General features: G+C 74.7%; 20 protein-coding genes. 10 read left to right on the forward strand and 10 right to left on the reverse strand.

Going from position 1 to position 18,145, the window contains the following annotated elements; translation table 11 throughout:
• On the reverse strand, nt 1–1,032 hold the full coding sequence (locus tag AB0L25_RS03475) for a YeiH family protein (RefSeq protein WP_500168201.1): 1,032 nt from the start codon (nt 1,030–1,032) through the stop codon (nt 1–3).
• Nucleotides 1,033–1,103: 71 nt separating this feature from the next.
• On the opposite strand from AB0L25_RS03475, the gene AB0L25_RS03480 reads away from it, so the two are divergent.
• Nucleotides 1,104–2,105: a LysR substrate-binding domain-containing protein gene (locus AB0L25_RS03480; RefSeq protein ID WP_500168202.1), complete on the forward strand. Its 1,002-nt coding sequence runs from the start codon at nt 1,104–1,106 to the stop codon at nt 2,103–2,105.
• Here AB0L25_RS03480 and AB0L25_RS03485 read toward each other — a convergent pair.
• The 3 genes from AB0L25_RS03485 to AB0L25_RS03495 form a co-directional block, all read right to left on the reverse strand.
• Nucleotides 2,053–3,387: a cytochrome P450 gene (locus AB0L25_RS03485; protein ID WP_500168504.1), complete on the reverse strand. Its 1,335-nt coding sequence runs from the start codon at nt 3,385–3,387 to the stop codon at nt 2,053–2,055. The two genes, AB0L25_RS03480 and AB0L25_RS03485, sit on opposite strands and share 53 nt — an antisense overlap.
• A 113-nt stretch (nt 3,388–3,500) precedes the next feature.
• Nucleotides 3,501–4,310 carry an SDR family oxidoreductase gene (locus tag AB0L25_RS03490; RefSeq protein ID WP_500168204.1) on the reverse strand — a complete coding sequence of 270 codons (810 nt, stop codon included), beginning with the start codon at nt 4,308–4,310 and terminating at the stop codon, nt 3,501–3,503.
• On the reverse strand, nt 4,307–4,996 hold the full coding sequence (locus AB0L25_RS03495) for a hypothetical protein (RefSeq protein ID WP_500168206.1): 690 nt from the start codon (nt 4,994–4,996) through the stop codon (nt 4,307–4,309). Before AB0L25_RS03495 ends, AB0L25_RS03490 begins: the two co-directional genes overlap by 4 nt.
• An 84-nt stretch (nt 4,997–5,080) precedes the next feature.
• Here AB0L25_RS03495 and AB0L25_RS03500 point away from each other — a divergent pair, with 84 nt between their 5' ends.
• On the forward strand, nt 5,081–5,749 hold the full coding sequence (locus AB0L25_RS03500) for a TetR/AcrR family transcriptional regulator (protein ID WP_500168208.1): 669 nt from the start codon (nt 5,081–5,083) through the stop codon (nt 5,747–5,749).
• A gap of 111 nt (nt 5,750–5,860) precedes the next feature.
• On the opposite strand, the gene AB0L25_RS03505 is transcribed toward AB0L25_RS03500, so the two are convergent.
• The gene (locus AB0L25_RS03505) at nt 5,861–6,466 is read right to left on the reverse strand and encodes a TetR/AcrR family transcriptional regulator (protein ID WP_500168209.1); all 606 of its coding nucleotides are present in this window, start codon (nt 6,464–6,466) and stop codon (nt 5,861–5,863) included.
• Nucleotides 6,467–6,581: 115 nt separating this feature from the next.
• On the opposite strand from AB0L25_RS03505, the gene AB0L25_RS03510 reads away from it, so the two are divergent.
• Nucleotides 6,582–6,803 carry a hypothetical protein gene (locus AB0L25_RS03510; RefSeq protein WP_500168211.1) on the forward strand — a complete coding sequence of 74 codons (222 nt, stop codon included), beginning with the start codon at nt 6,582–6,584 and terminating at the stop codon, nt 6,801–6,803.
• Nucleotides 6,804–6,806: 3 nt separating this feature from the next.
• On the opposite strand, the gene AB0L25_RS03515 is transcribed toward AB0L25_RS03510, so the two are convergent.
• Nucleotides 6,807–7,556, reverse strand: coding sequence for a class I SAM-dependent methyltransferase (locus AB0L25_RS03515; RefSeq protein ID WP_500168213.1), 750 nt, complete (start codon nt 7,554–7,556; stop codon nt 6,807–6,809).
• Between the two features lie 79 nt (nt 7,557–7,635).
• On the opposite strand from AB0L25_RS03515, the gene AB0L25_RS03520 reads away from it, so the two are divergent.
• The 3 genes from AB0L25_RS03520 to AB0L25_RS03530 all read left to right on the forward strand — a co-directional run bounded on the left by AB0L25_RS03520 (nt 7,636) and on the right by AB0L25_RS03530 (nt 10,504).
• Complete coding sequence (locus AB0L25_RS03520) at nt 7,636–8,187, forward strand: winged helix-turn-helix transcriptional regulator (RefSeq protein WP_500168214.1); 552 nt, start codon at nt 7,636–7,638, stop codon at nt 8,185–8,187.
• A 122-nt stretch (nt 8,188–8,309) separates the two neighbouring features.
• A complete protein-coding gene (locus AB0L25_RS03525; protein WP_500168216.1) occupies nt 8,310–8,993 on the forward strand; it encodes a DedA family protein in 684 nt (227 codons plus the stop codon).
• Between the two features lie 128 nt (nt 8,994–9,121).
• Nucleotides 9,122–10,504 carry a family 2B encapsulin nanocompartment shell protein gene (locus AB0L25_RS03530; protein WP_500168218.1) on the forward strand — a complete coding sequence of 461 codons (1,383 nt, stop codon included), beginning with the start codon at nt 9,122–9,124 and terminating at the stop codon, nt 10,502–10,504.
• A gap of 3 nt (nt 10,505–10,507) precedes the next feature.
• Here AB0L25_RS03530 and AB0L25_RS03535 read toward each other — a convergent pair whose 3' ends face one another.
• Both AB0L25_RS03535 and AB0L25_RS03540 read right to left on the reverse strand, forming a co-directional pair.
• Nucleotides 10,508–11,608, reverse strand: coding sequence for a serine hydrolase domain-containing protein (locus AB0L25_RS03535; RefSeq protein WP_500168219.1), 1,101 nt, complete (start codon nt 11,606–11,608; stop codon nt 10,508–10,510).
• 119 nt (nt 11,609–11,727) lie between these two features.
• Nucleotides 11,728–12,180 (reverse strand): GbsR/MarR family transcriptional regulator, encoded by a 453-nt coding sequence (locus AB0L25_RS03540; RefSeq protein ID WP_500168221.1) that lies wholly within the window; start codon nt 12,178–12,180, stop codon nt 11,728–11,730.
• An 88-nt stretch (nt 12,181–12,268) separates the two neighbouring features.
• On the opposite strand from AB0L25_RS03540, the gene AB0L25_RS03545 reads away from it, so the two are divergent.
• Nucleotides 12,269–13,171, forward strand: a complete 903-nt coding sequence (locus AB0L25_RS03545) for an ABC transporter ATP-binding protein (protein ID WP_500168223.1) — start codon at nt 12,269–12,271, stop codon at nt 13,169–13,171.
• An 11-nt stretch (nt 13,172–13,182) separates the two neighbouring features.
• A complete protein-coding gene (locus tag AB0L25_RS03550; protein ID WP_500168225.1) occupies nt 13,183–13,983 on the forward strand; it encodes an ABC transporter permease subunit in 801 nt (266 codons plus the stop codon).
• A 10-nt stretch (nt 13,984–13,993) separates the two neighbouring features.
• Here the strand turns inward: AB0L25_RS03550 and AB0L25_RS03555 are convergent, their stop codons facing one another.
• Nucleotides 13,994–14,599, reverse strand: a complete 606-nt coding sequence (locus tag AB0L25_RS03555) for a TIGR03086 family metal-binding protein (protein WP_500168226.1) — start codon at nt 14,597–14,599, stop codon at nt 13,994–13,996.
• A gap of 64 nt (nt 14,600–14,663) precedes the next feature.
• Between AB0L25_RS03555 and AB0L25_RS03560 the strand changes: the two genes are divergently transcribed.
• Nucleotides 14,664–15,440 (forward strand): AraC family transcriptional regulator, encoded by a 777-nt coding sequence (locus AB0L25_RS03560; RefSeq protein ID WP_500168228.1) that lies wholly within the window; start codon nt 14,664–14,666, stop codon nt 15,438–15,440.
• A 9-nt stretch (nt 15,441–15,449) separates the two neighbouring features.
• On the opposite strand, the gene casG is transcribed toward AB0L25_RS03560, so the two are convergent.
• The gene (casG, locus tag AB0L25_RS03565) at nt 15,450–17,075 is read right to left on the reverse strand and encodes a steroid-24-oyl-CoA synthetase (RefSeq protein ID WP_500168230.1); all 1,626 of its coding nucleotides are present in this window, start codon (nt 17,073–17,075) and stop codon (nt 15,450–15,452) included.
• Between the two features lie 243 nt (nt 17,076–17,318).
• Between casG and AB0L25_RS03570 the strand changes: the two genes are divergently transcribed.
• A complete protein-coding gene (locus tag AB0L25_RS03570; RefSeq protein WP_500168232.1) occupies nt 17,319–18,080 on the forward strand; it encodes an SDR family NAD(P)-dependent oxidoreductase in 762 nt (253 codons plus the stop codon).
• Nucleotides 18,081–18,145: the final 65 nt, after the last annotated feature.

Raw genomic sequence — 18,145 nt, forward strand, 5'->3', positions numbered from 1 at the left:
TCACGCGCCGAGGACGGTCAGCGCCCCGAGCGACACGCCGCCCACCAGGGCCGTCGAGAGCGCGCCGAGCACGAGGCCGCGCCGTCCCGCCCGCAGCAGCGTCCCGATGCGCACGGACGTCCCGAGCCCGAACATCGCGGCGGCCAGCAGCACCGTCGAGACGTCCTTCGCGCCCGCCAGGGCGGCGTCCGGCAGGACGTCCGCGCTGCGCAGCGCCATCGCCGCCAGGAACCCGACGACGAACGGCGGCACGATCGGGGGCCGCGCCCCCGCGCCGCCCGACCGCCGTTCCAGGACGCCCATTCCCGCGACCATCGGCGCGAGCAGCACCACGCGGGTGAGCTTCACGATCACGGCCGTCCCCACCGCCGCCGCGCCCGCCGGCGACGCGGCCGCCACCACCTGCGCGACCTCGTGCACGCTCAGCCCCGCCCACATCCCGAGCGCCGCGCCGTCCAGCCCGAACACCCGGGTGCCGAGGAACGGGACGAGCGCGATCGCCGCGCTCCCGTAGACCGTCACGAGCGCGACACCGCCCGCGACGTCCTCCCGCTCGGTCCGGGTGACGCCGTCCATCGCCGCGATCGCCGACGCCCCGCAGATCGAGAACCCCGTCGCGACCATCAGGCCGAGCCCCCGCGACACCCCGACGAGCCGCCCGAGCGCGATCGTCCCGGCGAACCCCGCCGCGACCGTCACGACCACGACGGCGAGCATCCCGGGGCCGAGCCGCAGCACCTCCGCGAGGCTGAGCTGCAGCCCGAGGAGCACCACCCCGGCCCTGAGGAACCTCCGCGTCGCCCACTCCAGGCCGTCCGCCGTCGCCGCCGGCAGCGCCCCGCCCACGGCGACGCCCAGCAGCACCGCGATCGTCAGCGCGCTCACCGCGGGCACGAACCCGCCGAGCACCATCGCCGCGCCCGCCCCGGTCGCCGCCACCGACACCCCCGGCCCGGCGGCGGCCCACCGGGCCCGCGCGCCGCGGGCGCCCGTCGTCCGGCGGTCTTCGGCCCGTTCGCGTTCGGTGTCCATGCAGCCGAGCCTCCGCCCGTCCGGACGATCCCGGTACCGGGCGGTTCGACCTCACGTCATAGCCTGGGGGCATGACCGCGCCGCCGGACGTCGAATCGCTGCGGCTGCTCGTCCTGGTCGCCGAGCACGGCAGCCTCACCGCCGCGGCCGCCGAACTGCGCGTCAGCCAGCCGTCCGCCAGCAAGCGGCTGTCGCGCCTCGAACGGCGGCTCGGCCTCCGCCTCGTCGACCGCACCCGCCGCGGCTCCGCCCTCACCCCCGCCGGCCGGCTGGTCACCGGGTGGGCGCGGCGCGTCCTGGACGACCTCGCCGCGCTCACCGACGGCGCCGAGGCCCTCCGCCGCGAGCGCACCGGACGGCTCACCGTCGCGGCCAGCCTCACCGTCGCCGAGCACCTCCTGCCCGCCTGGATCGGCGACCTCCGCCGCGACGACCCCGACCTCCACGTCGGCATGCAGGTGACGAACTCGACCCGCGTCTGCGAACTCGCCCGGCACGGCGACGTCGACATCGGCTTCATCGAGTCGCCCGGACGCCCGTCCGGCCTGCGCAGCCGGGCCGTCGCGGGCGACCGGCTCGTCCTCGTCGCGCCGCCCGGGCACCGCTGGGCCCGCCGCGCCCGTCCGGTGCCGCCCGCCGAGGTCGCCGCGACCCCGCTGATCAGCCGGGAGGCGGGCTCCGGCACCCGGGAGGCCGCCGTCCGGGCGATGGCCGCCCGCGACCTCGAACTCGCCCCGCCGCTGCTCGAACTCGGCTCCGGCACGGCCGTCCGCAACGCCGTCGCCGCCGGCGCCGGACCCGCCCTGATCAGCGAGCTCGTCGTCGGCCCCGACCTCGCCGCCGGAACCCTCGCCGAGATCCCCATCGAGGGCATGACGCTCGAACGTTCGCTCCGCGCGGTCTGGCGCACCGGCACCACACCCACCGGCCCCGCCGCCGCCCTCCTCGCCCGAGCCCGCCGCCCCCGCCGGTCCGGCGCAGGCCGTCAGAGCGAACCGTGCCCGGGGGTGGACCGATCGATCACCGGCCGCTCTCCAGCGGGGCGGGGGTCCGAGCCGCCCTGGGCGGGGTGAAGGTGCAGGGCAGGCGTTTGTAGCCGTTGATGAATCCGGACAGGAGCCGGTCGGGTTCACCGACGGTGATGTCGGGGATGCGGGTGAACAGTTCGCGGAACATGACGGTGATCTCGCGGCGGGCGAGGTTGGCGCCGAGGCAGAAGTGCGGGCCGGGACCGCCGAACCCGAGGTGGGGGTTGGGAGAGCGGGTGATGTCGAAGCGGTCGGGGTCGGGGAAGACCGTCTCGTCGCGGTTGCCGGACCCGTAGAACAGCATGACCTTGTCGCCCTTGCGGAACCGGTGCCCGCCGAGCTCGTGGTCGCGGGTGACGTTGCGGCGCATGAAGATGACCGGCGTGCTGATCCGGACGATCTCTTCGACCGCGCCGCCGATGCGCCGGTCGAAGTCGGCCAGGAGCAGGGCGCGCTGGTCGGGGTGGTCGGTGAGAAGCTTCAGGCCGTGGGCCAGGGCGGTGCGGGTGGTCTCGTTCCCCGCGACGACCAGGAGCAGGAAGAACGCGGCGAACTCGCGCGGTGACAGTCGCTCCCCGTCGATGTCGGCGTTGACCAGGGCCGAGGTCAGGTCGCCGGTGGGGTGGTCGCGGCGCCGGCGGCCGATCCGGGCGGCGAGGCGGTGCAGTTCCCAGCCCGCCCGGGCGACGGTGCCGAGCATCCGGACGGTCCCCGCCCGGCTCATGGTGAGGGTGTCCCGGTCATAGGCCACGGCGGTGCCGACGTACTCGGGATCGGTGTAGCCGACGATGATGTTGGTGAGCGCGACCACCCGCCGGTGGTGGCGGGCCGGGATGCCGAGCATGTCGCAGATGACCTCGACCGGAAGCCGGACGGCGGCGTTGGCGACGAAGTCGCACGGTCCCCGCGCGATGAGTTCGTCGACGATGCGGGTGGCGCGGCGGGCGATGTCGTCCTCGGTCTTCGCGAGCATTCTGGGGCTGAAGGCGCGGGCGACGACCCGGCGGATCTTGGCGTGCCGCGGGTCGTCCATGTCGATCATCGAGGTGAAGTACCTGCCCATCCAGGCGGGCATGTCGGTCGGGCTGGTGGCGCTGGGCTCGCTGCTGAACACCTCGGGGCGCCGGCTGATCTCCACGATGTCGGCGTGCCTCACCACCGCCCAGTAGCCGGGGCTCCGCCGCAGGAACGGCACCTTGGGCAGCGCGTACCGCGTGAGGCCGGGACGGCTCCGCAGGTCGCGGAACGCCGCGTCCCGTTCGGCGAGCGGCCTGGCCCAGAACCGCAGATCACTGAGGTCGCCGGGTGCGGGGTCGGTCATCGGCATCGGCATCGCCGCTCCTTGTTCGTGTTCATCGTCGATGGCCCGGGGTCCGGTCGGGCCGTGCTCCATCGGCGGTCGGGCAGCCGGCCGTCCGTCCCGGCCGGGCGGTCGGCCGGTCAGGGCCCGGCGCGGTCGAGGTAGGGCTTGCGCAGGTCCGCGTCGTGGTCACCGGGTGGACGGTGGCGGGTGACGACCCGTTTGAGGGTCTCCAGAGCGGGTTCGGGGAGGGCCTGCTCGAGCACGCCGACGGGGGCTAGCCAGCGCGGCACGGTGACCTCGCGGCGGCGGTGCCGGGCGCTGGCGACGATCGCTTCGGCGACGTCCTCGGGGGCCAGGATCGGCTGCAGATCCAGGGACACGCCCGCGGTCAGTTCGGTCCGGGTCGCCGCGGGCAGGATCGTGGTGAGGGTGACCCCGGTACCGCGCAGTTCTGCGCGCACCGCCCGTGACAGCGCCACCACCGCGACCTTGGTGGCGCAGTAGACCGCGATCCCCGGAGTGGTCACCTTGCCCGCCATGGACGCCACGTTCACGATGTGGCCGCGCCCGCGCGCGGTCATCGCGGGCAGGGCGAGATGCACACCGTTGACGACCCCGGTCAGATTGACGGCGATCTCGCGGTGGTGGCCGGCCAGCGCCTGGTCGGTGAAGGGCCCCAGCCGCATGATCCCGGCATTGTTGACCAGCATGTCGATCGGCCCGTCGGTGCGGGCGGCGTCCAGGAAGGCACGGAAGGACGACGGGTCGGTGACGTCCAGGTGGCGGCCGGTGACGCCGAGGTCGGAGGCGGTCGCGGCGGTCGCGTCGGCGTCCACGTCACCGATCCACACCCGGGCGCCCTCCGCGGCCAGCAGGGCGGCGGTGGCGCGGCCGATCCCCCGGGCGCCGCCGGTCACGCACACGACCGCGCCGTTCAGGGCGATCATGCCCGCAGCCCGGCGACCGGCTCGCGCAGTGCGAAGTGGGCGATGGTGCGGATCTCGCCGCCGCGCATCGTCAGCAGCGCACGGCCCAGATACAGGCCCGGCAGCAGCTCGACGATCTCGTCGCGGGTGCGTTTGATCGGGAACGTGCGCACGCCGGGGTTGCGGTACTCCGGGACGCCGTAGTCCAGCGCCACGACGGGGATGCGGGGCTCGATCAGTCCGGTGCCCGGCGCGTAGGTGAAATCGAACCCCTCCATCGCGTCGCCGACCCTGCGCAGCCCGCCGTAGGCGGGGGCGACCACCCGCATCGCGTACCGGGCCAGCGGGACCAGCCGGTTGAAGCCCTTCCCGGACGCCGCGTCGAAGGTCTTGCCCGTCCAGGTCGGGTTGATCGCGATGAGCGGGTTCGCGAGCGCGGCCTCCGGCACTCCGAACAGCCGGCCCACGATGAGCCCTTCCAGCTTCCCATCGATCTCTCCTGGGGGAAGGCCGCGGGAGAACAGCGCGGAGATCGCGGCCCTGTCGTCCTTGCGCGACAGTTCCCGCAGGTAGTCCCATCCCGCGACGCGGGCACGGGACGGCGAGTCGGCCGCGAGCCCCCGCAACTCGTCCAGCAGCGGATCACCCGACGCCACGGCCGCGCCGCCCGGGCGGGGCACGGCGGCGGGGACACGTCCAGCGGTCATGCGAACCTCCAAGTCCTTATCTGGTACTTTTTTGTACCAGATAAGGATCCGGAGCTGTCAAGGCCGAGCCCGCCGGATGCGAGCATGGACCACGTGGCATACGAGACGGCTCGGCCGCGCGCCTACGGGGGGCGGTCCGGGGACGAACGCAAGACCGAACGGCGTCTGCGGCTCATCGACGCGGCCCTCACCTCCATGGCGGCCGGTGAATGGCGGTCGGCGACCGTCGCCCACCTGTGCACCGCGGCCGGGCTCAACAAGCGCTACTTCTACGAGAGCTTCACCAGCCTCGACGAGCTCGCCTCGGCCGCGCTCGACCGGATCGCCGAGGAGGTCGGCCACGCCGCCGTCACCGCCTTCGCCGCATCCGCCGACCGCCCGCTGCGCGACCAGGCCCACGCCAGCATCGGCGCCGTCGTGCACGCTCTGGCCGACGACCCCCGCAAGGCCCGGGTCCTGTTCGGCGCCACCGCCGGGCCGCCGGAGGTCCTGCGGCACCGCACCGCCGTCGTGCAGGGCCTGACCCGGATCCTCCTCGATCACGCCCGCACCATCCACGGCGTCGAACTCGCGGTCGACAGCCTCGCCCGCGTCGCGCCCCCGTTCGTCGTCGGAGGCACCGCCGAGACCATCCTCGCCTGGGTCAACGGCACCCTCGACGTGCCCCTCGACACCCTCATCGACGACCTCACCACCCTGTGGCTCATCACGGGGAACGGCGCCGCCGAACACGCCCGCCACCGCAGTTCGTAGCGGCGGCGCCCGGCCCGTCCGGGGCAGGGCCCCGGACGGGGATGTCCCGGCTCATGACCCGGGCCGCACGCCGGCTCGGCATCGGCGGGCGCCGGCCCGCGGCGGGCGCGGTCAGCCGGGCTGGGTGAGGACGGTGTCGATGTGGTGGTCGAGCACCGCCTTGGCGGCGTCGGGGGAGCGGTGGCCCAGCGCGACGTCGACGCCGAGGCCGGTGGCGAGCGTCCAGCAGATGTCGGCGGCGACGCGGTCGTCGCCGCGGGCCGGGGCGCCGCGGGCGGCGCGGGCGGCGGCGATGAGGCCCGCCGTGAACGACAGCAGCGCGTCGTCGCCGGGCGCGAGCACGGCGGCCATGGCCGGGTCGGACACCGCCTGCCCGAGCACCGCGACGGACAGCCGCAGCAGCCGCAGGCCCTCCTCGTCGCGGGCGAGGATCGCGTAGAGGCACTTGCGCAGGATCGTCTCCGGGTCGCCCTCGGCGCCCGCCGCCCGGATCGACGCCTCGATGCGGGCGTCGAGCGCCCGGACCGCGCGGGCGACCGCGTCCGCGACGAGGTCCGCCCGCGTCGCGTAGTAGTGCTGGACCTGCCCCATGGAGACGCCGGCCTCGGCGGCGACCCGCCGCAGCGTCACGCTCTCCAGCCCGCCGCGGACCGTCAGCGACCACACCGCCTCCGCGAGCCGCCCCCTGCGCTCCTCGTGATCGACGACCTTCGGCACGCGCCCTCCCGTTTTCGCAATGCACGCGCATTGCGACCGCTCTCCCCGCCGGTTACCATGCAGGTGCATTGTAACCGTGGGCGCGGCTCGCGTCCCGTGCCACCAGGGGGTTCCGATGAAGTTCGACGTGCTGCAGATCGCCGGGATGCTCCTCCTCGTCCTCGGTGCCCAGGGGGCGATCCGCCTGCTCGCCGACCGCGACGAGGCGGGTTTGCTGGGCGGGCTGCCCGGCGGGTTCCCGGCGGCCCTGACCGCCTACCTCGCCGCGACCCTCGCCGGGATCCTGCTCGCGGGCTGGGCGCACGGCCGGGCCAAGGCGCTCGGCCGCCGCCGGTGACCGTCAGGCGCGCTTGCGGGCGTGGCCGAGGTAGGTGACGACCGGCGGGCCGTCCGGGTCCAGGACGAACCCGGCCATCGCCGCGCCCTCGTCGTCGCCGACGGCGCCGCGGCGGCGGGCCAGCACCGTGCGCACGAGGCCGACGGCGCTCGCGGGCTTGAAGCCGCAGACGTCCTCGGGATGCAGGCCGTGCCGGGACAGGACGGCGGCGACGTCGGACGGGCGCCGCAGCCGGGCGCTCGCGTAGCGGCCGGGCGGCATGATGCGGGTCCACGGCAGGCGCTGGAAGGCGCCGAGGTAGACGAGCTTCGCCGGGACGGTCCGGTTCACGGTGTCGTACGCGAGCGCGCCCCCGGGCCGGAGGGCGCGGGCGGCCAGTTCGACGACGCGGCCGAGGTCGCCGGTGATCTCGAAGGTGTCGGCCGCGTACACGAGGTCGAAGGACGCGGGGGGCACGTCGAAGTCCTCGGCGCGCGCGGTGCGGTGCACGACGGTCAGGTCCCCGGCGGCGGCCTCGGCGATGCGGGTCGCGGCCGGGGACGGGTCGAGCGACGTCACGTCCATGCCGGCGCGCGCCATGCCGCGCGGCAACTCGCCGGTGCCGCCGCCGAGGACGAGCGCGCGGCCCCGGGCGAGCCCGTGCTTCGCGAGGTAGGCCATGCGCACGTCCTGGAAGGCGACGGCGCGCAGGCGGCGCCCGTCGACGGCCCCGGGGCGGGTCGAGTCGAGTTCGATGAGCGGTGCGGTTCCCATGCCGGACGTCCTCTCGATCGTGAGTTCCCTCAGGATACTCACTGAGTTCCCTCAGGGAACTTCGGGTAGCCTGCGGGGCATGACCCGCACCCCGCTGTCCGACGCGGCCTGCTCGATCGCCCGCGCGACCGACCTGTTCGGGGACGCCTGGACCGCGCTGATCATGCGCGACGTCCTGATCGGGATCACCCGGTTCGACGACCTCGCCCGCGACCTCGGCATCTCCCGCAAGGTCCTCGCCGCACGCCTCGCGCGCCTCGTCGAGGAGGACGTCCTGACCCGCGAGCAGTACCAGGACCACCCGCCCCGCGCGCACTACCGGCCGACCGAGAAGGGCAAGGAGCTCTACCCGGTCCTGCTGGCGCTGATGAACTGGGGCGACCGCTGGTACGCGGGCGAGGCGGGCCCGCCCGCGCGCGTCCATCACCGCGACTGCGGGCACGACACCGCGCCCGTCCTCGCCTGCGCGCACTGCGGGGAGCCGCTCACCGTGGACAACACCGACCAGCGCCCCGGCCCCGGCGGCCGCATCGGCCCCGCGACGCGCGTCCTCGGCCCCCTCCTCCTCGAACGCGCCGCCGCCGCCGGGCGCCCGCCCGCGGACCCGGGAACTCGTCCGGCAGGGGGGTGACGCGGGCCCGCGACCCCGCCTTTGGTCGGGGATCGGGCGAGGCCGGTCACCCTTCCGGCCGAGACGGAACATCATCTTCCCGGCGGATTCCGGCAAGCCCGGCTTCGCGGACGATGGGATGAATGGAATGGATCACGGAGTGGGTCCAAGGGCTGAGCGACCTGCCCTTCCCGCTGCTGCTGGCGGTGGCGGGGGTGCTGGCGTTCGCCGAGTCCGGCCTGGGCGTCGGATCGGTCGTCCCGGGGGAGACCGCCGTCGTGATCCTCGGCGCCGCGTCCGCCGACCCGGCCCGCTACCCGCTGATGCTGCTCGTCGTCGCGCTGGGGGTGACGGCGGGCGACCACGTCGGGTACTGGCTCGGCCGCTCGAACGGCGAGCGGATGCGGGAGACCCGCGCGGTGCGCCGCCTCGGCGTCCGCCACTGGGACCGCGCCACGGCGGCCCTCCGCCGGTACGGCGCCGCCGCCGTGTTCGTCACCCGGCTCGTCCCGGTCGTCCGGACGCTCACGCCCGCGGCGGCCGGGGTCGCGAACGTCCCGTACCGCCGCTTCCTGCTCGCGTCGCTCGCCGGGTCGCTGCTCTGGTCCGCGGCGTTCGTCAGCCTCGGCGCGTTCGCGGGCGCCTCGGCGTCCCGCCTGGAGCAGCTCCTCGGCTGGGGCGCCTGGATCCTGTTCGGCCTGGCCGCGGCCCTGGCCGCCGCGGTGCTCCTGATCCGCCGCCGCACCCGCCGCACCGAGCCTCCCGAGCCGGTCGGGGAACCGGTCGCGGTCGTGGAGGTGCCGTGCTCGGACGCCGCGTCCGCCTGACGGCCGTCCCCGCGGTGACATGTGGGTGTCCCGCGGGTGCGCCTGCCCGCCCCGGTCGGCCATAGAGGCCCCGCGAACGCGCAGCGTAGCTTCTCGGTGGCACATCGTGATGCGACGGAGGGCGACCGATGACGAACGGTGGGACCGGCACGCGGCTCAGCCTGGGGACGGACGCCGCGCGGAACCTCGCGACGACCACCAAGACGCGGCCGCAGATGCAGGGCGTCTCGTCCCGCTGGCTGCTGCGGGTCCTGCCGTGGGTGCAGGTCTCGGGCGGGACGTACCGGGTGAACCGGCGGCTCGCCTACCAGGTGGCGGACGGACGGGTGACGTTCGTCAACACGGGCGCGCAGGTGCGGGTGATCCCGGCGGAGCTCGCGGAGCTGGCGCCGCTGCGGGGGTTCGCGGACGCGCGGGTGCTGGAGGTCCTCGCGGGACGGTGCGTGCAGTCGGAGTACGCGGCCGGCGACGTGATCGCGGAGGCGGGGCGCCCGGCCGACCGGGTCCACCTGATCGTGCACGGGAAGGTCGTCCGGCTGGGCGACGGCGCGTACGGGACGCCCGCGCGGCTGGGCGCGCTGGCCGGCGGGGAGTACTTCGGCGCCGAGGCCCTCACCGACGAGGACGCCGTGTGGGGCGCGACGGCGAAGGCGGCGACGGGCTGCACGGTGCTGTCGCTGACCCGGGAGGCGTTCGCGGAGGTGACGCGGAACTCGGCGGCGCTGCAGGAGCAGCTCGAACGGTTCCGGGAGTCGGGCCCGCCGGCGGTGAACAAGCGCGGCGAGGCGTCCGTCGACGTCGCGTCCGGGCACGCGGGGGAGCCGCGGCTGCCCGGCACGTTCGTCGAGTACGAGGCGGAGCCGCGCGAGTACCCGCTGAGCCTGGCGCAGACGGTGCTGCGGGTGCACACCCGCGTGGCGGACCTCTACAGCAGGCCGATGGACCAGGTGGAGCAGCAGCTCCGGCTGACGATCGAGGCGCTGCGGGAGCGCCAGGAGCACGAGATGGTCAACAACCGGGACTTCGGCCTCCTGCACAACGCCGACCCCCGGCAGCGCCTCACCACCCGGAGCGGCCCGCCGTCGCCCGCCGACCTGGACGAGCTGCTCGCGCGGCGGCGCGGGACGCGCGTGCTGCTCGCGCACCCGAAGGGCATCGCGGCGTTCCTGCGCGAGTGCACCCGCCAGGGCGTCTACCCGGCGCAGACCGAGGTGGACGGCACCCGGGTGACGGCCTGGCGGAACGTGCCGCTGCTGCCGTGCGACAAGATCCCGGTGAGCCGCACCGGGGTCAGCTCGATCATCGCGATGCGCACCGGCGAGGACGACCAGGGCGTCATCGGCCTGCACAAGACCGGCATCCCGGACGAGCGCGAGCCGGGGCTGTCGGTCCGGTTCAAGGGCGTCGACGACCGCGCGATCAGCTCGTACCTGGTCGGCGTCCACTTCTCGGCGGCCGTCCTCGTCCCCGACGCGCTCGGCGTCCTGCACGACGTCGAGACCGCCCGCTGACCGCTAGTCGTCGCAGAGGGCCGCGTCGAAGGCGTCCTTGACGCGCTGCTCGCCGGTGTCGCTCAGGCCCGGCTTGACGTTCACCATGACGGTCGCGGTGCGGCCGTCGCCGGTCGCGCCGGTGAGGGTGCTGAAGCCGATGATGTCGCCGGCGTGCCCCCAGCCGGGCGCGCCGCACGACCTCGGGAAGCGCCGCAGGCCGAGGCCGTACTCCGGGCTGACCTCGGTCGTCCGCTTCATCTCGCGCAGCGTCTCGGGGCGCAGCACCCGGCCGCCGAGCAGCGCGGCGTAGAACCGGTTGAGGTCGGAGGCGTCCGACACGATGTCGCCGCCGCCCCAGGCGGGGGACGTGTTCAGCCGCGTCCGGTCGAGCAGTGTGCCGTCCATCCGGACGTACCCGCGGGGGTGCGGCGACGGCAGCCCGGTCGCGTCGCCGGGTGCGCCGGTGTCGTCCAGCCGCAGCGGGTCGAGGACGCGCCGCTCGACCACGTCGGCGAGCGGGTCGCCGGTGACCTTCTCGACGATGAGCCCGGCGAGGAGGTAGCCGGTGTTGGAGTAGGACCAGCCGGTGCCGGGCGCGAACTCCGGCGGGTGGGCGAGCGCGAGGGCGAGCAGGTCGCCGCGGTCGTGCTGTTCGAGGGGGTTCTCGACGACGTGGCCGATGCCGAGGTGCTCGAGGAAGTCGGGCAGGCCGCCGGTGTGCTGGAGCAGCTGCCGGACGGTGATGTTCCGCCCGTCGTTGCCGTTGCCGCGCACCGTTCCGGGCAGGTACCGCTCGACGGGCGCGTCCAGCTCGATCAGGCCGTCCTCGACGAGCAGCAGCACCGTCGTCGCGGTGAACGTCTTGGTGATGCTGCCGACCCGCCAGTGGCCCCGCTCCGGCATCGGCGCGCCGGTCCGGACGTCTCCGACGCCGCTGGTGAGGACGGTGCGTCCGTGCCGGTCCCGGATCGCGGCCAGCGCGCCGGGCGCCCCGTCCCGCGCGGTGAGGGTGTGCAGCAGCCGGCGGAGCCGGGGCCGGTCCTCGCCGGCCGCGGCGGGCACCGCGGTCCCGGCCGCGACCAGCCCGGCGAGGCCGGCGACGGCGATCGCCTTGCGCAGCATGGTGTTCTCCTGTCGCTCGGGGGAGCATCACGCTACGAGCGGCCGGGGCGGACGGTCGTCCCGCGCGGGTACCGGTTCCGGTCTGGCTCCGCGGGTGGCGGTGCCGCGCGGGGCGGGTATCAGCCGTCGCGTTCGGCGCGCCAGCGGTCGATGAGCGCGGGCAGCTCGCGGAACATGTACCCGTAGAAGTCGCGCATCTCGTGCAGGCGGCGCGCGGCGGGGGTGTCCTCGCCGGCGGCCTCGATGCCCCGGTCGGCGGCCTCGAACATGGCCTGCACCATGCCGTTCTGCGACGACATGAGGGTGGCCCAGGCGCCCTCGCGCATCCGGTAGTGCTCGCGGCGGCTGCCGGGCGCGGGCGCGCGCTCGATCAGCCCGACGGTCGACAGCATCTTGATCGCGCCGGACACCGAGCCGGAGCTGATGCCGAGCCGCTCGGCGAGCTCGCCCGCGGTGACGCTGTCGGCGTCGGCGAACATGAACGCGGCCAGCACCCGCGCGGTCGACTTCTGCAGGCCGCCCTGCGTGAGGACCAGGGCGAGCCGTTCCGCCGCCTCCGTCGTGTCCGCCAAGGTCGTCCCCTCTTCGTTCCGGTGCATACGGAATCTTAACACCTTGGAATCTTCAGAAATTTCTGAAATCAATGCTATCGTCGGCGGCATGGACACGGTGATCGACATCGACCGGCTGACCAAGACCTACGGCTCCCGGCGCGGCCTGGACGACCTGACGCTGAGCGTGCGCGCGGGGGAGGTCTTCGGCTATCTCGGCCCGAACGGCGCCGGAAAGTCGACGACGATCCGCCTGCTGCTGGACCTGATCCGCCCGACGTCCGGGACGGCGCGCGTCCTCGGCCTCGACCCGCGCGCGGACGCCGTCGCGCTCCACCGCCGCATCGGCTACCTCGCGGGCGACTTCGTCGTGGACGGGCGGCAGAAGGCCGGCGAGTGCCTGACGTTCCTCGGCAACCTGCGCGGCGGCGTCCCCGCCGTGCGGATCACCGCGCTCGCCGACCGCCTCGAACTGGACCTCGGCGCCCGCGTGAAGAGCCTGTCGAAGGGCAACCGGCAGAAGGTCGGCCTGATCCAGGCGTTCATGCACGAGCCCGAGCTGCTGATCCTGGACGAGCCCACGTCCGGCCTCGACCCGCTGGTGCAGCAGACGTTCCTCGACATGGTCGCCGAGGCGCGGGCGGACGGCCGCACGGTGTTCATGTCGAGCCACGTCATGAGCGAGGTGGAGGCCGTCGCGGACCGCGTCGCGATCGTCCGCGAGGGACGGCTCGTCGCCCTCGACACCGTCGCCGACCTGCGCGCCCGCTCGTACCTGCGGGTCCGGATCACGTTCGCCGACCCGGTGCCCGCCGCCGAGTTCGCGCTCCCCGGCGTCACCGGCCTCCGGGTGGACGGGACGGTCCTCACCTGCGACGTCGACGGATCACCGGACGCGCTCATCAAGGCGGCGGCCCGGCACACGGTCGTCGGGCTGCGCGCCGACTCCCAGGACCTCGAAGAGCTCTTCCACACCTACTACGCGCGGGGCGAAGCCGCCCCCGCGGCCTGAAAGGCACGACGATGACCACCCTGGCCGGCACGTTCAGCCGCTCGGTCTTCTCCAAGACCCTGTACGACAACCGGCGCGTCTTCGCCGTGTGGGCCCTGGCCACGGCCCTGCTCGCGACGATGTACGCGGCGTTCTACCCGCAGATGACGGCGGACACCGCCGCCACGGTGCCGGACGCGATGAGCGGGTTCGGCATGGACGACCTGTCCTCGGCCGCCGGATACCTGCAGGGCCCGGTGTTCGGCCTGCTCGTCCCGCTGCTCGCGACGTTCTACGGCGCCGCGACCGGCGCCCGGATGATCTCCGCCGACGAGGAGAGCGGGCAGCTGGACCTGCTGCTCGCGCACCCGGTCGGCCGGACCCGGCTGCTGCTCCAGCGGTTCGCCGCGCTCGCCGCGGGCGCGGTGGCGATCGCGGCGGCCGTCCTCGCCGGGCTGCTCGCGGTCCGGACGGGCGCCGGCCTCGGCTCCGTGGGCACGGGCGGGTTCGCGGCGCAGGCCGCGCACCTCGCCCTGCTCACGCTGCTGTTCGGCGGCCTCGCCACCGGCATCGGCGCGGCCACGGGCAAGGGCCGGGCGCCGGTCTTCGGCATCACGGCGGGGATCGGCGTCGCCTCCTACGCGGTCAACGGGTTCGCCCCGCAGATCGGCGCGGAGTGGCTGCGGAACCTGACGCCGTTCCACTACTACATCGGCGGCGAGCCGCTGAAGAACGGCTTCCGGCCGGCCGACGCGGCCGTCCTCGCCGCCGTGACGCTGCTGGTCATGGCGGTGGGCGCGTGGCGCTTCACCCGCCGCGACCTCGCCCGCTGACCCGTCCCGGTCAGGCGGCGCGCCACCCCGGGTCCCGGCCGGACGCGCCGAGCGCGCGCTCGAACGCGGGGGCGTCCGCCGGCACCGGCACCGGGTCGGCGAACCCGTCGTACTTCCGGTAGAGGTCGCCGTGCTCCTCGACGACGCCGAGGACGAACTCCCCGGCTTCGGGCGACACGCGGATCTCCGCCCCGACGCTGCGGGCGACGTCCCACCCGTGCACGGCCATCTCCTTGATGACCATGGACGCGACGTCGACGGCGGGCGCGGCGCCGCCGCCGAAGTCCACGTCGCCCTCCCACACGGCCGGGTCGGCCCAGGCGGCGACGGCCCGGTCGAGCTGGGCGGCGTACTCCTCGGCCCACGACGCGCCGGCGGTGAAGTCCCGTTCGGTCAGTTCCTCGGGAAGCGGCTTGCGGAGCGCCCGGTGCTCCAGGCCGTGGGAGGTGTAGAGCACCCAGTGGTTCACCAGCGTCCGCAGGTCGTAGTCCGCGCACGGGGTCGGGTCGCCGAGCCGGTCCGGACCGGCGGCGGCGACGGCCCGCGCGACGCGCGCGGCCTCGGCCGCGCACTCCTTCATGTACGCGTGGAAGCGCTCGATGTCCTTTTCGTTCATGTGTTCGACCCTAGGTGCGCGCGGGCGGCGGTCTCTTGGAGAAAAGCGCCAATATCCTGGGCGCATGGGCGAGTTCGGACGGGGCGTGCTGTACCCGCACAGGCAGGCGTCCATCGTCGACCTGCAGCGGCGGCCGCCCGGCGCGGGCCTGCGGGGGATCGTGGAGCACTACTGGCACGTCCGGTGGCGCACGCCGGAGCCGTACGACACGAAGGTGCTGTCGCACCCGAGCGTCCACCTGGTGTTCGAGGAGCCGGAGCCGCTGGTCTACGGCGTCGACCGCGACCTGTTCGTCCGCCGGCTGGAGGGGGAGGGGCAGGTCCTCGGCGTGAAGTTCCGGCCGGGGTGCTTCCGGCCGTTCGCCGGACGGCCGGTGATCGGGCTGGCCGACGGCCGGTTCCCGGCCGCGGAGTTCTTCGGGCCCGAGGTCGGCGACGCGAACCGGGAGATCCTCGGCACGACCGACACCGACCTGATGGCGAAGGCGGCCGGGGAGTTCCTGCTGCCCCGGCTGCCCGCCCCCGACCCGGTCGCCGCCGAGGTCGCGGAGATGGTCGAGCGGCTCACCGCGTCCCCGGCCGTGTTCCGCGTCGGGCAGGCCGCCGACCTGCTGCACGTCTCGCCCCGGACGCTCCAGCGGCTCTTCGCCGAGTACGTGGGGGCGAGCCCGAAGTGGGTGCTGCGGCGGGCGCGCCTGCACGAGGCCGCGACCCGCGCGGACCGGGGCGTCCCGGTCGACTGGGCCGCGCTGGCCGAGGAACTGGGCTACTACGACCAGGCGCACCTCGTCCGCGACTTCACCGCGGCGGTCGGGGAGCCCCCCGCCCGCTACGCGCGCTGACCCCCGGGCTCAGCCGGACGTCTCGATCTCGCGCCGGACGACCTTGCCCGTCGCGTTCCGGGGCAGCGGCTCGGTCGTGAGGCGCCACCGCGACGGCACCTTGTAGTACGCGAGGCGCTCGCGGGCGAACGCCGCGACCTCGTCCTCGGCCGGGACGGCGTCCGCGAACACGACCACGGCCATCACCTCCTGGCCGAGGTCGGCGTGCGGGACGCCGAGGACGACGCACTCGCGCACGCCCGGGAACTCGGCGAGGACGTTCTCGATCTCCGCCGGGTACACGTTCTCGCCGCCGCGCAGGATCAGGTCGGAGCGGCGGGTGGTGAGCCGCAGCCGCCCGCCCTCGACCATGCCGATGTCGCCGGTGTGCAGCCACCGGTCCGCGCGGATCGCCTGGTCGGTGGCCTCCGGGTCCTTCCAGTAGCCGAGCATGTTGTAGGCGCTGCGGACGCACACCTCGCCCTCGACGCCCTCCGGCAGCGCGTTGCCGTCCGGGTCGCGGATCTCGAGCCGGACGCCGATGACCGGACGGCCGAGCGTCCCGGGGGCCTCGGCGAGGTCGGCGGGCGTCGCGGTGGCGACGCCGGTGCACGACTCGGTGAGCCCGTAGCTGTCGACGAGGGCGTCCTTCGCCGGCGGGAACACCGCCCGCAGCCGGTCCTTGAACGCGGGCGACGACGGGGCCGTGGCCAGCGAGAACGCGGTCAGCGACGACAGGTCGTACTTCGTCGCGGCGCCGTGCTCGACGATCCGGTGCGCCATCGTCGGCACCGCGCCCCAGTTCGTCACGCGCTCGCGCTCGATCAGCCCGAGGACGGCGTCCACGTCGAACCGGCCCTCGTGCATGATCACGGCGGAGCCGGTGGCCAGCCGCGGGACGGCCAGGTTGTGCAGGCTCGCGATGTGGAACAGCGGGAGGACCAGCAGGTAGCGGCGGTCGGCGGGGTCGCCGGGGACGCCCATCGCGCGCATCAGCGCGTCGTTGAACCGGTGGTACTCGATCACCGAGGTGAGGTTGCGGTGCGTGTGCACGGCCCCCTTCGGGCGTCCCGACGTCCCGCTCGTGTAGAGGATGACCGCCGGGTCGTCCTCGGCGGCCTCCGGGACGCCCAGCGCGGCGAGGGTCGCGTCCGGGTACCGGGCGGCCAGCGCGGGGACGTCGTCCTCGACGGTCAGCACCCGCGCCCCGGTGGTGCGGGCCGCGCGCTCGGCGTCGGCGATGACCAGCACGGGCTCGGTGTGGCCGAGCGCGTACTCGATCTCGGCGGGCGTCCACCAGGCGTTGTAGGCGACGACGATGCCCCCGGCGGCGAGCACGGCCCAGAACGCGAGGATCCACTCGGGGGAGTTCGCGGCGTTGATCGCGACGCGGTCGCCGGGCCGCACGCCGTGGTCGTCCCGCAGGGCCTTGGCGAGCGACGCGGCCCGCGCCGCGTGCTCGGCGAAGGAGATGCGGCGGGTCGCGGTGACGATGTAGTCGCGGTCGCCGTACGCGGCGGACGCGGCCAGGACGGCGCCGAGGTTGCGGGCCCGCCCGGTGAAGACCGGCAGCCGGGTGCCCAGCACCTCCTCCTCGCGGAGCTCGAACTCGCCGCCGGGGCCGGTCAGCCGCTGCACGATCTCCATCGCCGTCATGGGTCCTCCTCGCTCGCGTTGCCGCAGATTCTCATCCGCCCGGCCGGAGGCACCAGAGCATTCCGCTGAGCGGGACCGGCGTTTCCGCAGGGGCGCGCACCGGGTTCCCGGTGAGCGGGACTGGGCGGCCCGCGTGGCGCGCCTCACATCACGATGGCCGCTACCAGGGCCGCGGCTCGCCGGAACCGCGGGTCACCTGGTCCATCGCCACACACCAGGGTCATCGAACCGCGGGAGCGCAGCATGGGAACCCTCGACGACAAGGTCGCGATCGTGACGGGCGCCGGGCAGGGCGTGGGGCAGGGCATCGCGCTGGCGCTCGCGTCGGAGGGCGCCGCGATCGCGGTGCTCGGCCGGACCGCGGCGAAGCTCGAGACGACGTGCGAGCTCGTGCGCGAGCGCGGGGCGCGCGCCGAGCCGTTCGTCTGCGACGTCGCCGACACCGACGCGATCCCGGGGCTCGTGGACGCGATCGCGGAGCGGCTGGGCGGCGTCGACATCCTGGTCAACAACGCCTACTCGGGGAAGTACGGGCCGCTGCTGGAGATGAGCGACGCCGACTTCCAGAAGGGCTTCCGCACCGGCCCGTTCGCGGCGTTCGCGTTCATGAAGGCGTGCCACCCGCACATGAAGGCGCGCGGCGGCGGCAGCATCGTCAACCTCGTCACCTCCGCGATGGTCCGCTGGGACCCGCAGACGTACGGCGCGTACGCGGCGGCCAAGCAGGCGCTCCGGTCGCTGACCAGGACGGCCGCCGCCGAGTGGGGCCCGGACGGCGTCCGCGCGAACTCGATCGCGCCGCACGCCCTCTCGCCCGGCCTGCGGAAGTGGGCCGACGCGTTCCCCGAGGCCGCCGAGGAGTTCCGCAAGACGATCCCGCTCGGCTACATCGGCGACTGCGAGCAGGACATCGGCCGGGCGGTGCTCGCGCTCGTCCAGCCCGACCTGCGCTACCTGACCGGCGCCACGATCCCGCTCGACGGGGGCCAGGCCTTCTTCGGCTGACGCCGGCGCAGGGACGGCCGCGCCGGGACGCGCCGAGGACGCGCCGAGGACTTCGCCCCCCGCCA

Source organism: Spirillospora sp. NPDC052242 (assembly GCF_040679555.1).
In the GTDB taxonomy this organism is placed as follows: domain Bacteria; phylum Actinomycetota; class Actinomycetes; order Streptosporangiales; family Streptosporangiaceae; genus Spirillospora.